The sequence below is a fragment of the Aquimarina spinulae genome, from assembly GCF_943373825.1.
Taxonomy (GTDB): Bacteria; Bacteroidota; Bacteroidia; order Flavobacteriales; family Flavobacteriaceae; genus Aquimarina; species Aquimarina spinulae.
Genome location: NZ_CALSBP010000003.1, coordinates 228,151 through 242,853, shown reverse-complemented (window position 1 = coordinate 242,853; position 14,703 = coordinate 228,151). Strand labels below are relative to the sequence as shown.

Below are 14,703 nucleotides of genomic sequence, written 5' to 3'. Positions count from 1 at the left end.
TGAAATATAATTAGAGTATAATATGTATTACTCTAAAAAACTAATGGTATTTAGTTTTTGCAATTATAAATAAACGCTGGTGGAATATTTTTAATACAAAGTGTTGTGCTTGTGTCTGTAAAATTATTTTTTAAGAACTCTAAATCTTTTTTAGAATATTGATACTGAATTAGGCTTCCGCTATCTTTAAGTATAAATTTTACATCTTCGATCAATTGTTTTTTAAATGTGCGTTCAATATTAGCTAAAGGCAAACAAGACACTACAAAATCTACTTTATTTTCAGAAAAAATAGTGGCCAAATTAGATACACATGTATTATGTATCGTTAAACGTTCATCATTTATATTCTCTAAAATAGGCACAAATGAAAGGTTTATTTCAAAGGAATGTAAATAAGAATTCACCCCTATTTTGCTTAAAATTTGCTTCGTGATAATTCCATCACCAGCACCTAACTCAATTACTACCAAATCTTTATTATTATCCAAAGGTTCAACAAGTTTATTTGCTAATGTTCTAGAACTTCGAAATAAGCTTCCTGTTTGTTTTAGGTTTTTTAAAGCAGTAATTGTGAAAAAGTTTGACATGATTTTTTGATTATGATTGATTTCTAATTGATGATGAATGTGCTACCAAAGATATAAATTGAACATAAAACTAATTCTCCTAATAAAATAGAAGCCATAAATACAGGGATTTTAATTTTAATTGCACCAGATAGATAACAAATTAAATCCGTAGGTACAACCGGTATAAAAGACCAAAGGATAATATATAAATACCCATTTTTACTCAATAATCTATTCTCTATAAGATTAAATTTGATATTATTTTTTTCAAATACTTTAGAAAAACCTAATGTATTCGAAAAAAAGTAGATTAATAAAGATGATGCAAGAATTCCTATTAAAGAAATAATGAGTACCCAAACTAAATCATTGGGAAATAATAACACACCCGCAAAAATTAAAGGCGTACTGGGTAACAAAATGAAACCTCTTACCACATGTATTAAAAAAAAAGCCATCCAAGCGTATTTATGAAACTGCCCTACAAAAGAAGCAATTTTTTCTTTTGTAAACAGGGCTGGGTAAATAAAATATATCAACAAACATAAGGCAACAAGACCAATCCAGGTATACTTTATGATGTGTTGAAGTTTTGATGACATTTTGGTCGTTTAAAATATGACGAATATGTTCAAAAATAGTTACACACTAAATCACTTATGTCTAAAAAAATCTTATTACGTGTTGCTTATACAGGTATATTGTAGAGTTCATAAAAAAAGAAGCTACGTAACGTGGCTTCTTTTTTTATCAAAATAGGTAAGTTCAGGGGTTACTGATTAATTCTTAATCACCTGCTAAGAGCACATAAGAACTCGTTACAGGAGAGATACTGTATTCTTTTACATTTTTTATATTCTTTAAGTGCTTATCTGCTTCTTCAAAAGCAGTTTGTAATGCACTTAGATGTGAATTTTCACTTACAACAATCGTCTTCGATATCGTATTACCATTAACATATTCAATCGTCATTTTCCATTTTTTCAGAGAGTGAACATTTTTGTTCAGTGATGTTTTCTTTTCAACTTCTTTCTTACGTTCTGTTTTCTCTTTTTTATCAGTATCAGGTTCTGTTTTAGAAGGAGTTGCATTTCCTATAGATACGCAAAATAGTACTGTTGCAAATAAAAGTTTCATAGTTCGATGATTTGAATTTGTATGCTACGAATATACAAACATTTTTTTAATAATCAAATATTTCTTTAATAAAAATTTATTTGAATAATCAAATGTTATATGTATATTTGCTTTTATGATTAATAAGAAATTAAAAAGGCTCCTTAAAAAAAGTAAAGGAGCTAAAACGGTATACGGTATATCTAAAGCTTTAGGAGTTAGTCCACAGGCAGGAGATTATGTGGTTAAGCGAAAAGATCTGGTAAAAGATTTTGAGCGGCTAAAGACAATTGCCGATTATATGGGAGTAGAAATAAGAGATATTATTGACTATAAAGAGAAATGATTTCATTTTTTCTTCTCTTCTATATTAGCGAATCCACACTTAACATTTAATTAAGTACTGGATATAAACGTTTGGTTTGGAAATAAAAAAAGCCAAATAAGTTCTACTATTTGTAGAACTTATTTGGCTTTTTGTTTGTGGTTTTAGTAGTACACTATAAAATCACATATATTATTTCATATACCTATTGCGACTTAATTCTTTTTAGCATTCCTCTTGCATTTTCTCCTACTCCTCCTTTAGGATCCATTTCAATTGCCTTCTCATAGTATTCAACTGCTTTTTCTTTGTTTTCTAGTCCCAAATAACTTTCTGCAAGACTATCCCAGGCATTTGCAGAATCTGGAAATAACTGAGTATTAGATTCAAAAATAATTAAAGCTGTCTGTGGTTTATTGTTTTGTAAATAATAATACCCCATTGCATTGATTTCGCTTTCATTTATCATACCTGTTTGGGTTAATAAAACAAGTTGTTTGTAAATATCATTTTTAGACGCTTGGCTTGTTGTTTTATTTTTTTCTATAGTTGTAAGAGTTTTTTCTAAAGGTTCAAAAAATGAATCCCTAAATGTCACTGCTTGTGTTGATGCTAGTATTTTTGCTTTTTCTAAGGCTTTACTTGCAGATATTTTTATATCAGGTTGTACCCCAACGCCTTCCCAGTTCGTCTTGGTAACTGGGTTTATTGTTCTTGCAAAAGGTATAGCAATCCTAAACCCATTTGGTAAAGAAAAACCTCTGGTTGGGTGCGCTCCTCCTCCTGTAACTTCTCCTATTACAGTGGCTCTACCTCTACTTTGCATAGTGTATGAAAAATCTTCGGCACCAGAAAATGTATAATCACTAGTAAGTATATAAACAGGTACTTTGGGTCTTTTAACACCTTTTACATCTGCCACCCATAATTCTTCAGTATGATCATTGGCGCGAGAATAAATAGTATTTAATAATAACTTCTCATTAAAGAAGTAGCTCGATAAATAATTTACCGTAGTTGGGCTTCCACCACCATTTCTTCTCATATCTATAATTATAGCATCCGCAACGAGCATATCATTCATTACCTGATCTATTTTTTCCAAATGTTCCTCAGAACCACCAAAAAAAGCAAGGTCGATATAACCGATATTAGATTTCATAAGTTTAAATCCTCTTAGCATAGGAGGTCTATATCTAGATAAGTTTTGTATAAAAGAAGCTTTTGTATCTTTTTTTGATTGTCCTGGTGGTCTGGGAGATAAAAACCGTAGGTGCTTGTCTTTTGTGATTTTTCGCAATTCCTGGGTGAGTGCTTTGGCAAAATCTTTGGGAGATCGATTATCAAAAAAACCTTTTTTCATCAATGCGTCCAAATGAGCATTGGTTTCTTTTGCTTTATCTAAGAAGATATAGTTTTTTTCTAATAATTTTTGCGCTTCTTTAATGATGTCATTATTAGATTGAGCAAAAAAAGATGTTGTAATGAAAAGAAATGCGATTACCATTTTACTTTTCTGTAATACTGTTTGTTTCATGAAAGCTGAATTATTAATTATTAGCAAGTGATTTTCACCTAATGTAAATTAATAAAGAAAAATCCATGAATAATAGGATGAAATTAGCCTCTGAAGTACATTCTTATTATATTCTTCTAAATTCATTGGGTTTAAACCCAGTACAGAGTTTAAAGGTTTTAGAAAAATGACTTTGATCAGAAAAACCACAGAGAAATGTAATTTCGGTAAGAGACTTGTTGGTGTGTTTTAAAAATAAAATTGCTTTTTCAATTTTAATCCTGCGCATATACTCTCCTAGTGTACAATTAAAATATTTTGAAAAGTACCTGGAAATTGTAACTGGATGTATCTGTAATTTTTGTGATAACTCTGATAGTGTAATAAATTCGTCCCAGCGATCACATAACAGCTCTCGAATAGTATCAACCCAAAGAGGTTTATAATCAATAATCTTGGTATATCCCGAAAACAATGTAAGTAACGATGAGTGAATCGAATCTGAAGAAGATATATCATCTACCTTTAATTCCTTATATATTTTTAGTAGTTGAAATTGAACAGCAGTATTTTTAAGAATCGAAGTCCTAAAACCCGAAGTTGACAGTTCATTTTTTATAAAAAAAGAATCATCGATTTCTATATTTAAATTCTCAGACGGAAATGCAGTATGCCTATTACGATGTATCTCTAGCTTATCATACAACACAATGCTTCCCGGAAAAATTTGAATATCTTTTCCCTTTCGAGATTCTAAGTTGCCGCCTTGCAAGACCAACGAAAGGTGATATTTTTCATGAGAATGCCAATCTTCTGAAACTGGTTTATGGTATTTTACCATAGAAATATCATAATTTCCAAAAGAAAATTGTTCTGTTGTTTTTCCCAAAAATTCCTTACTTCTTAATGCAATCATAATGTACCACTAAAAAAAGAATCTTTCTTTCTAAAAGATCAAACTCATGAATTGAATAGGAACAAAAATAATGCCATTAAAATAGTTTAAAAAATTACAATTCATATTGGCATTTCTTTAACTGTAGGCATAATACTTTTTTCCTACATTTAGGAACTTTGATCATTCTATAAATCAATCATTATGAAAACATTAATAACGTTCGTTCTTTTATTGATCCTCTCTTTTTTAGAAAACCCTATCTTTGCTAATTCTTCTTTAAAAGCTGATTTTAAAACCGGTGATCCCGGGATTACTTCTATCAATTCGATGACATTTGGACCAAAAGGTATTTTGTTTATTGGTGATAGTAAATCTGCACAAATTGTTGCAATAGACCTAAGTACTCATCCAAAAGTTGATAATAGCGTGGTGAAGATTGATTTTCTTGATAAATTAATTGCCGATATGTTGGGTTCTGCTATCGATCAAATACAAATCACAGATATGGCAGTTAATCCAGAAAATGATAATATTTACCTCTCTGTTCATCACAGTTCGGGTAATGTGATATTGTTTCGTGTAGAGCATAATACATTAAAAAAAGTTTCTCTAGATAATATATCTCACAGCAAAACTTCATTAATCGATCCTGTACAAAAAGAAGCCAAGGATAAACGAGGTCGAAAACTTCGTAAGTGGGCAGTTGCAGATATCAAGTATACTTCTGGTAAAGTATTGCTTTCTGGTTTAAGTAATAAAGAGTTTGCTTCTACTTTTAGATCAGTTGATTTTCCTTTCACAGATAAACAAGATTATGGTTCATTAGAGATTTATCATGCTGCGCACGGTCAATATGAAACTCATGCTCCTATAAAAGCATTTATCCCCACCAAAATAAAAGGTAGCTCTCATATCATTGCTGGCTATACCTGTACTCCTCTTGTTATTTTCCCTATGAATAGCATTAAACCCGGAGAACATAATAAAGGTAGAACCGTTGCAGAATTAGGAAGTGGTAACAGCCCTGTAGATATGGTAGAAATTAAAAACGGTGGACAACGATACTTACTTATAGCCAATAATAACAGACCTCTTATGAAAATGGATTTTACTGATCTTGAGTCCTACAATGGTTCTCTAACTACTCCGGTTGTTAAAAAAGGGGCTGCAGAAGGAGTAGATTATGTAAACCTACCTTTTGTTAATGTACAACAGTTAGACAAATTTGGAGGTACTGGTTTTCTTATCGTTCAAAGAGAATCTAGTGGAAATCTTACTCTAAAAAAAGGAAATAGCTGGTGGCTCGAGAAATAATAGCACTGCTATGGTTTATATTATCGGTTAGTAAAGTGAAAAACTCGATACTTTTTGTATTAATAGTATTCTTTACTGTTCTGGAGGTTTATTCTCAAACATCTTCAGAATTTACTTTTAATAAAGAATATGTTACTGTAAAAAAAGAAGTAAAAACATCGGGAAATTTCCATATCTATAGAGGTGAGGTTCCTAAAGACGAGCTTTCTAATGTAAATCAGGTGTTAGGTAAACTGATCGATGAAAAAACAGCGCTACGTTTTACTCCACTAACACCCTTTGGATGGGGGCAAAAATATACATTAGTATATGGCGATACTATAGAATATTTCGCACTCGATATTCCTGAAGAATACAAATATCTTTCTGTAACGTCTATTTACCCTTCAGCAAAAACTCTTCCTTCTAACCTTTTAAAATGGTATATTCAATTCTCTCACCCTATCAACGAAACTCATATTTATGACCACATTCGATTCATAAATGCTATAGGAGATACATTGCCCAGAGCTGCTTTATCGTTAGAGAATGCGCTCATTAGTGATCATGGAAAGCTGTTAACCATTTGGATAGAACCTGGGCGTCAAAAACGAGATTTAATACCTAATAGGCAATTAGGTTCGGTTTTTAAAAATAAAAACACATATAAACTTGTGGTTTTAAAAAAATTGAAAGACACAAATGGGATATCTATGAAGGGTAATTTTACACACTCATTTCAGGTTACTATTGCCGATCGTATAAAACCTGATGTTAATTCATGGAAAATACAGTCTCCAAAAGTGAATTCTAAATCCCGTTTATTAATTTTATGTCATGAGTCTTTAGATTATGGTAGTATACAAAATAGTGTTACTGTTATAAACGCAAAAGAAGAAAAAATTGATGGAAACTGGCAATATACCGATCACGAATCAATTTTATCCTTTACACCATCAAACCCTTGGGAAAAAGGGAATTACAAAATTTTGTTTGACGCTCACATTGAAGATTTAGCAGGAAACAATTTAGACAGATTATTTGATAGTGAAATCACTGATACTAAAAATACTCTCCATCTGTCTAAAGCGCATAAACTAAAGTTTAGTATCAAGTAAATAACCTACATCCCGTCTATTTTATCTAAAACCAGTTTTCGATAGGATTTACCAATAGGTAAAGTAGTAGTATTATTAAGTATTAACTGGTTCCCATCTATTAGTTTTAATTCATTAAAATTAATAACATACGATTTATGAATTCTTATAAAATCTTCTTTAGGCAGTTTCTCAAAAAAGTCTGATAATGTATTGGGAGTTAAAATCATAGTGTCGGTAAAAATCTTAATATAATTACCATAAGCTTCTATGTATTGAATATCTTTAAAAGGTACTTTAATCAATTTCTTATCACTTTTCACAAAAACTGAAGTGGTTATTTCTTCCTTTTCTGAAAGGTGTACTACGGTAGTATCGGTTACATTTTTTTTCTGAATTTTTGTAACCGCCTGGATAAAACGTTCTAGTGAAAACGGTTTTAATAAATAATCAGTTACCGACAATTCAAATCCTTCTATAGCATACTCTGGATATGCGGTTGTAATAATAACATCTGGTCGTTTCTGCATTGTTTTCAATAAACTTAATCCTGATAATTTTGGCATATTTATATCCAAAAAAAGAACATCTGCAGATTGATTTTGAAGAATTTTCATAACCTCAAAAGCATCTTTGCAAGATGCTAATACTTCTAAATTAGGGATTTGCTCAATATAATTTTCTAATATCTGACGAGCAATCGGCTCATCATCTGCAATAATGCATTTTAAAATCTCCATTTATAGTTTTAAGGTTAATTGAACTTCGAACTCTTCTTCTTTTTTATTAATATTCAAGGTATGTCTGTCTGGATATATCAGTGTCAATCGTTTTTTTGCATTTTGCAAACCAATACCACTTTTCCCCTTTTCAAGATCAGATTCATTATGACTTTTATAATCAGCTGTATTTACACAACTAAACCATAATTCGTCTTCGATTATCTGAGTAGTAATCACTACTCTACTCTCTCCTTTTTTAGATACTCCCAAATGTTTAAAAGCATTTTCTACAAACACAATCAAAAGCATTGGAGCGATATTTAAAGTACTCATTTCGCCAGAAGTACTTAACACTATCTCTATTTTATCTTCTAAGCGTATACGTTCTAAAGACACATAATTTTGTAAATATTGAATTTCTTTTTGCAAAGGCACTAATTGCTCTTTGGTATCATATAAGCTATATCGTAATAAATCTGAAAGCTTTAACATTAAACCTGGTAATTTATCAGAATTCACAACAGATAAGCCGTATAAATTATTTAATGTATTAAACAGAAAGTGTGGATTTAACTGTGCTTTCAATAGTTTTAGTTCGGCATCCTTTATTTCTTGCCTACGAGTAAAACTATCTTTTGCAATCTTTATCGCAGAGCTAAATAATAAGGCCAATACCATTACAGAAAAAAGATTGTATAGCATCGACCATTCGAATTTCTCAAACTGTTTACTCATAAAAAAAACAGCTATACTACTAAACAAAAAAGCATTTAGACAAAAAAGTCCAATTCCCAAAAGTTTATTTTTCCTGTTAAATAGTGGCAGTATTTTTAGGTTGTTTATATATACAGGAACAATTAGATATAGTGTTGCCCATACAGCAGTAAGAAACCTGTTTTCTGACTGAATAGACATCGTGAGAATTAATGTAGTAAAAAGCCATACTACAAGATTCTGTACAAAACGATTATCTATCCATCGATCTAATTTGGACATATTTTTTCTTTAAATGTTCTCAAAAATACTAGAAAATGCTTCTAAAACACAGATATTAATGATCAAAGGAGTTCTTTTGATTGTAAACGTCTTCAATATACTGATGAAGGGAACAAACTCAGCTTTTGTACTATTGATCATTAAATCCGGCACATTGATCATTCTTTCTTTTTAATGTATTGAGTTACCCTCACTTTTGAAGTGTTAATTCAAAAATCAATCAACATGGAATCAATAGTAAACTTATGCCTTCTTATTGTACTATTTATTATTAGCATGATAAAAACTTTTGTCGCAATCTAAAAAGGTGAATCATAAAAAATATATCAAACCACTAAAACAATCATGAAATGAAATTAGATATACAAAACGTATCCAAAAGATACAACAGCAATAAATATGGATTAAAAGAATATTCCCTAAACATAGAGAATGGTATTTTGGGATTACTTGGCCCTAATGGTGCAGGAAAATCCACACTATTAAAAATGATTGCTACTATTAGTAAACCATCAAATGGAAGTATTTTATTAAACAAAAACAATGTTGTAAAAGATCCAAATTATATCCGCAAACAATTAGGATATTTACCTCAGGATTTTGGAGTATACCCCAACCTGAATGCTTACGAATTCTTAGAATACATGGCTGCACTAAAAGGTATCGGAGGAACACAGTTAAAACAAAGAATTGCATTTCTTCTAGAAGGATTAAACTTAACCGAAGTAGCCAAAAAACCTATTGGAAATTACTCTGGAGGAATGAAACAACGTATCGGGATTGCCCAGGCATTACTTAATCATCCTAAAATATTACTGTTTGATGAACCAACCGTTGGTTTGGATCCAGAAGAACGTGTACGTTTTAGAAATTTAATTTCAGAATTAGCCAATGATTGTATTGTTATTTTGTCTTCACATATTGTTTCTGATATTGATACCATAGCGGATCAGGTAGCTATAATGAAGGAAGGCCAACTATTATGCCAGGGAAATCAAAAAACTATTATCGATACAGTAAAAAACAAAGTATTTGAAATAACAATGAACAAAGAGGAAGTGTCCAACTTCAAAAATCATCATATTATATTAAATACTATTCGTAAAAAAGAGGCCGTTATCGTACGATACATCTCAGACACATTAATAGAATCAGCAATACCATGTGAAGCAACCTTAGAGGATGCTTATCTGTATACTACTAAAAAATAACACAATCGACTTATGAAAAATTTTATAACGATAATAAAATCAGATTATTTACAACGTACTCGTAGCTATGCTTTTTTAATTACACTATGCATTAGTCTTGCTGTAGCGTATTCATTTATCCCAGCTCCGGGTGCGAGTTACTCCACTATTCGAATCGGAGATTATCTAGGTTTTTATAACTCCTCCTGGATAGGTTATGTAACAGCTCTTATGACCAGTATTTTTCTTTCTTTAGTTGGTTTTTACCTTGTTAACGGTACAATTAAAAATGATATCAATAGTAAAGTAGGTCAGATCATAGCTACCACAAAAGTTTCAAATTTTGGATACCTGCTATCTAAAACAATTAGTAACTTTTTAGTCTTATGCACTATAGCGTTTATTATATTTATAATGAGCATTGTACTATTCTTTTTATACAATGACGGGTTTTCTTTTGAAATACTTCAATTTATCACCCCATACAGTATCATTGTCATTCCATCGTTGTTTTTTATTTCGGTACTAGCCGTGCTATTTGAAGTTTTTTTGATTCAAAAATCTATACTTCAGAATGTTCTTTTTTTCTTTCTTTTTTCGATAATGGCTTTGCATAAGCTTGGTGATACTTCAAAGAATTTTTATTTGGATGCATTTGGCACTAAGATCATCACATCTCAAATGGAAGAAACAGTAAGAAATATAGTGGGTCATAAAGATTTAGGTGGATTAAACATTGGATTCGTATTAGGAAATGTATCCGAAGCTAATCATTTTCTTTTTGATGGAGTTAATTTTCCTATAGGTTATATTTTAAGTCGTGTGGGGTGGATCATTTTCGGAATCCTTTTACTTGGCCTTGCCTCTTTGTTTTTTCATAGATTTAAAGTTAAAGAACGTTTTCAATTAAAAAATAAGAAAGCACTCTTACAAACCAAAATTGATAATGATATTGATATTTCCAAACTTCCAAAAGTTTCTCTCTCATTTAAAATATTGCCACTTATAAAAACTGAATTTGTATTACTCGTACGAAGTGGGCATAAATGGTTATGGATACTAAATATTGCGGGTATGTTGGCGTTATGTTTTGCTCCTCTATCTATTGCTCATCAAATGATATTACCAATACTATGGTTCTTACAAGTAAGCAGATGGTCTTCATTAGTAACCAAAGAGCGAATATTTAGTACACACTTCTTTACTTATGCTTCATACCAACCGCTTAAAAGGCTCTTGTTGTCTCAAGTGCTATCTGGAATACTATTGGCTCTTTTACTTGCTTTACCATTATTATTAAGGTATATGATACTGCTCGATTTTATGCATGTTACTTCTATTGTACTAGGTGGGGTTTTTATTGTTTCGCTTGCTGTTCTAACTGGGATTTTAACCAAAGGAAAGAAATTATTTGAAATCTTATTCTTTATGATCACCTATGCCAATATTAATACAATACCATTTACAGACTATTTTGGTGGGGTACATCATCAATACAACTACCTCATCAGCACTGCTATCCTATCAATAGTATTACTAACTGTTAGTTATAGCATAAGAAACATTGAATTGAAACGAATATAAATACAATCAATACTTCAATCAAAAAACCAAACAGGTTTAATCAAAAAAGCTTCCGGAAGTAAATTTTCCGGAAGCTTTTATTATGTAGATAAAAATTACTTAGTTATAATAAACTTTTTGGTAATTGTTTTGTTACCCGTATTCACCTCTAAAAAATACATTCCATTAGATAAACGTGCTACATTGATTTTATCTTGCGATAATTGATCTTGCATTACCATTTGCCCCATATAATTGACAATTCTAAAGGATACATTTTTTTGATTTATATTTTTTACAAATAACACCCCATCTTTTATCGGATTTGGATACAATACCAAATCATTTACCAAAGAAGGTTCATCTCCTTTAGAAAGTAAAGCAGTGTTAATATTTACAGTATAATCTTCTACTTCTCCGTAGGTAAAGGTATCACATGGTCCAGATGCTGTACTGTATTTCATAGATACACGCATTCTTGTATTACCTGCCACAGCCGTAGTAGGAACATCAAAATTAAAAGATTGATTAGCACTACTATTAGATAAATTTGATACAATCTGCTCAGCAGCATCAAAAGTCCCATTTTGATTATAGTCAATCCATATACTCCAATATTCTCTATATGCTGTATTTGCAAAACCGGCACTTACTACAATTGTATTTGTTCCTGTTCCGATATTTGCAATTAAATTGGTAAAATCTCCATACCCTGCATTTGCAGCTGTCGTATTTGCAATACCACCTAATCCCACATAATCGATATATTCATAACTTACATTGTTTCCTTTAGAATCACAATATGTAATTGAAGTATCAGATGTAGTTGCACTAGCTGTATTACTTGATGAAGAAATATTTCCTGCTGCATCTTTAGCTTTTACAGAAAAAGTATAGCTAGTATTAGGAGTCAACCCAGTAACCGTATAGCTGGTACTTGTTGCTGTAGTAACCAAAGTAGCTCCCTGGTATATTTCATATCCCGATACTCCTATATTATCTGTCGAAGCATTCCAGGATAACCCAATAGTGGTCGAAGTAACCGACGATGTTGTGAGTCCAGTTGGTACAGAAGGAGCTTCTGTATCGGGAGCAGAAGATTTTATGCTAATATTATCTATTGCCATATCACTTCTAAAACTTGTTCCTGTAGTACCTTTAAATTGTAATTTTATGACCGATCCGGCGTATGCAGTAAGATCGATTGTTCCTTGGTTCCAACTATTCCCCAGATCCCCGCTCTTTGTCCATAATGATGTATAATTACCTCCATCATCTGTACTCACTAAGACTTCCATACTTCCCATATTGGATCCATACATATGATATCCAAATTCTAAAGAAATACCAGAAAGAGTTGCCAAATCAATACAAGGGCTATTAAGAAGTGCTGTTTTATTGGGGCTTCCTGGCGGTGTAACATTTGTAGATGCTTCGGTATATAAATAGAAAGTACCGTCTTGAGCCGCCGAAGGTCCTGTTGAAGATGAAGAGGTTCCTCCAGAATCTCGTGTCCAATTAATATCATCTCCAGTAGCATTGGTCCAAAGCCCTAAACCAGTCTCAAAACTTTCTGTATAAGGAAAACTATTTATCCCTGTACAAGCTTGAGTAGCTGTAGTTGTAAAGTTTATTAAGGTACCATAAGGAGAACTTGCTCCTCCTGCACAATTGCTTCTTACCTGAGCTTCATATTGAGTTGTAGCGGTTAACCCGGTTATGTTAATTGCATTTGTATTAGAAGATAAAGTGGTCCAATTCGAACTTCCTGTAGCACGATATCTTACATCATATGTAGCTCCAGAATTAGCATTCCAATTCAATGTTGCTGTTGTAGGCTGTATATTTGATGCCGCTAACCCTGTTGGTGCTACTCCACCTATAGGCGTTAATTGAACATTTTTAACCACTGCAGCATAGTCTGCTACTGTTACCCCGGTTAAAGTAAGTGATTCATAACATTCTGCTTCGTATAAAATATCATAAGTTCCTGCTTTTATAGGTCTGTAATAATCTCCTTCTGGTAGTTCTGTGGGTGTCCAGGAGTCATAACTCTCACGACCTACAACAGTTACTTTGGCTTGTATTGGCTGGCTGGTTGATGCATCGGTTACTACTCCGCGAATACCATAATTTATTTGTTTCAAAAATGCCAGAAGTGCTTCTCTATTATAGTTCCAATAATTTACTAATTGACTAGCTGCAGGAGTTTTATTGTTTGACAGTTCAACAGTAACTTCCCTTCCTTTCTGATTATATATTTGGTAATCCTGTCTACCTCCTTGTACCTCATACCAGGCATACCCGTTTGTAATACCATTATTTTGTCCTGTAAAATATCCTGAAGGACTATTCGCCTGACAGTGATCTCTATATTCTTTAGATACATAAATAAAGTAATCCTCATCGGGATGTGCTCCTGCATATGTATCCCATGGGTAGTTGATTAATTCTATTCCTCCGTGAAAATTAGCAGACAATACAAAATGTTTGGTATCAGCAAAATTCATAAAAGCAACAGTTTCTGTCTGATAACTGTTACCATCTGGATGTGCTCCATCATCTGGATCAGGGTAATTTCTATTTAAATCTACATTATTAGCATTTCCTCGGGTAGCATTAGCAACAGATGTGTTATTTGCACTATTACGATATGTACCATCAGGATTTGCCAGTGGATTAATCCATACCTCATTATTATCCAACAGGGTTTTGATCTCGGCATGTTTTGGGTGACTAGTATTACTATAAGCTCCTAGTAAATAATCAATAAGATTAAGCATCATAGGATATCCTGCGATCTCATCACCATGCATAGAAGAAGTATACATTACTCGAGGTTCTTGCTCGTTTTGGTTTACATTATCTGATAATTTCACAAACAATAATGATTTATCTCCTTCACCTGTAGCTCCGATATTTTCTACCTTACATAAAGACGGGTTATTAGTAGCAAAATCATTCATCATTGTTACATAATCAGCATATGTTGGATATGCAGTAAGTGGAAATGTAGCAGCTTTTATCGCTAAATCAGAAGTCATAGTTCTATATCCAATGATATTATCTTCTGAAGTGAGGGTAAAAGGAACATTCTTTTGTAAGAAAGAAGAAAACTGGCTTTTATTCGCCATTACTTTAACACTATTGGTATTTTCATCAAAATGAACAATAGCTAATTCTTTGGTAATAGTACTTAATTCTGATTTGTTATTGATTGTGAAGCTAAAAATTACTTCACCTTTTAGGTTCAGGTATTCATTGGCGAGCTCTTTATTACTTTTTTGCGCAAAAAGAGAAATGCTCATGGTGCAATACACCAACAGCATTAACATGATGTTTTTTTTCATTGGTTTTAAGAGTAATTTAAATTGAGTTAATATTTAGGTTTTAATGATATCGTGTAATAAATATC

General features: G+C 31.9%; 13 protein-coding genes. 5 read left to right on the top strand and 8 right to left on the bottom strand.

Annotated elements, in window-relative coordinates; all coding sequences use genetic code 11:
* Nucleotides 1-50 precede the first annotated feature (50 nt).
* From NNH57_RS23820 to NNH57_RS23810, 3 genes are all read right to left on the bottom strand, one after another.
* Nucleotides 51-590, bottom strand: a complete 540-nt coding sequence (locus NNH57_RS23820; protein WP_074406263.1) for a class I SAM-dependent methyltransferase — start codon at nucleotides 588-590, stop codon at nucleotides 51-53.
* 23 nt (nucleotides 591-613) lie between these two features.
* Nucleotides 614-1,174 (bottom strand): TVP38/TMEM64 family protein, encoded by a 561-nt coding sequence (locus tag NNH57_RS23815; RefSeq protein WP_108809266.1) that lies wholly within the window; start codon nucleotides 1,172-1,174, stop codon nucleotides 614-616.
* 184 nt (nucleotides 1,175-1,358) lie between these two features.
* Nucleotides 1,359-1,709, bottom strand: a complete 351-nt coding sequence (locus tag NNH57_RS23810; RefSeq protein ID WP_074406265.1) for a hypothetical protein — start codon at nucleotides 1,707-1,709, stop codon at nucleotides 1,359-1,361.
* A gap of 115 nt (nucleotides 1,710-1,824) precedes the next feature.
* On the opposite strand from NNH57_RS23810, the gene NNH57_RS23805 reads away from it, so the two are divergent.
* A complete protein-coding gene (locus NNH57_RS23805; protein ID WP_108809267.1) occupies nucleotides 1,825-2,034 on the top strand; it encodes a hypothetical protein in 210 nt (69 codons plus the stop codon).
* Between the two features lie 184 nt (nucleotides 2,035-2,218).
* On the opposite strand, the gene NNH57_RS23800 is transcribed toward NNH57_RS23805, so the two are convergent.
* Both NNH57_RS23800 and NNH57_RS23795 read right to left on the bottom strand, forming a co-directional pair.
* Entirely contained in the window at nucleotides 2,219-3,550 is a 1,332-nt protein-coding gene (locus NNH57_RS23800; RefSeq protein ID WP_108809268.1) for a S41 family peptidase, read from the bottom strand.
* 106 nt (nucleotides 3,551-3,656) lie between these two features.
* Nucleotides 3,657-4,445 carry a helix-turn-helix domain-containing protein gene (locus NNH57_RS23795; RefSeq protein ID WP_074406268.1) on the bottom strand — a complete coding sequence of 263 codons (789 nt, stop codon included), beginning with the start codon at nucleotides 4,443-4,445 and terminating at the stop codon, nucleotides 3,657-3,659.
* A gap of 183 nt (nucleotides 4,446-4,628) precedes the next feature.
* On the opposite strand from NNH57_RS23795, the gene NNH57_RS23790 reads away from it, so the two are divergent.
* Nucleotides 4,629-5,741, top strand: a complete 1,113-nt coding sequence (locus NNH57_RS23790) for a hypothetical protein (RefSeq protein ID WP_108809269.1) — start codon at nucleotides 4,629-4,631, stop codon at nucleotides 5,739-5,741.
* Entirely contained in the window at nucleotides 5,726-6,838 is a 1,113-nt protein-coding gene (locus NNH57_RS23785) for an Ig-like domain-containing domain (protein WP_074406270.1), read from the top strand. The genes NNH57_RS23790 and NNH57_RS23785 overlap by 16 nt, the downstream gene beginning before the upstream one ends.
* Nucleotides 6,839-6,843: 5 nt before the next feature.
* Here the strand turns inward: NNH57_RS23785 and NNH57_RS23780 are convergent, their stop codons facing one another.
* Nucleotides 6,844-7,557 carry a LytR/AlgR family response regulator transcription factor gene (locus NNH57_RS23780; protein WP_074406271.1) on the bottom strand — a complete coding sequence of 238 codons (714 nt, stop codon included), beginning with the start codon at nucleotides 7,555-7,557 and terminating at the stop codon, nucleotides 6,844-6,846.
* Entirely contained in the window at nucleotides 7,558-8,535 is a 978-nt protein-coding gene (locus NNH57_RS23775; RefSeq protein WP_074406272.1) for a sensor histidine kinase, read from the bottom strand. It lies immediately after the preceding gene.
* Between the two features lie 350 nt (nucleotides 8,536-8,885).
* Between NNH57_RS23775 and NNH57_RS23770 the strand changes: the two genes are divergently transcribed.
* Nucleotides 8,886-9,746 carry an ABC transporter ATP-binding protein gene (locus NNH57_RS23770; RefSeq protein WP_074406273.1) on the top strand — a complete coding sequence of 287 codons (861 nt, stop codon included), beginning with the start codon at nucleotides 8,886-8,888 and terminating at the stop codon, nucleotides 9,744-9,746.
* Between the two features lie 12 nt (nucleotides 9,747-9,758).
* The gene (locus NNH57_RS23765; protein ID WP_074406274.1) at nucleotides 9,759-11,309 is read left to right on the top strand and encodes a hypothetical protein; all 1,551 of its coding nucleotides are present in this window, start codon (nucleotides 9,759-9,761) and stop codon (nucleotides 11,307-11,309) included.
* 95 nt (nucleotides 11,310-11,404) lie between these two features.
* On the opposite strand, the gene NNH57_RS23760 is transcribed toward NNH57_RS23765, so the two are convergent.
* The gene (locus NNH57_RS23760) at nucleotides 11,405-14,638 is read right to left on the bottom strand and encodes a M14 family zinc carboxypeptidase (RefSeq protein ID WP_108809270.1); all 3,234 of its coding nucleotides are present in this window, start codon (nucleotides 14,636-14,638) and stop codon (nucleotides 11,405-11,407) included.
* Between the last annotated feature and the right edge of the window lie 65 nt (nucleotides 14,639-14,703).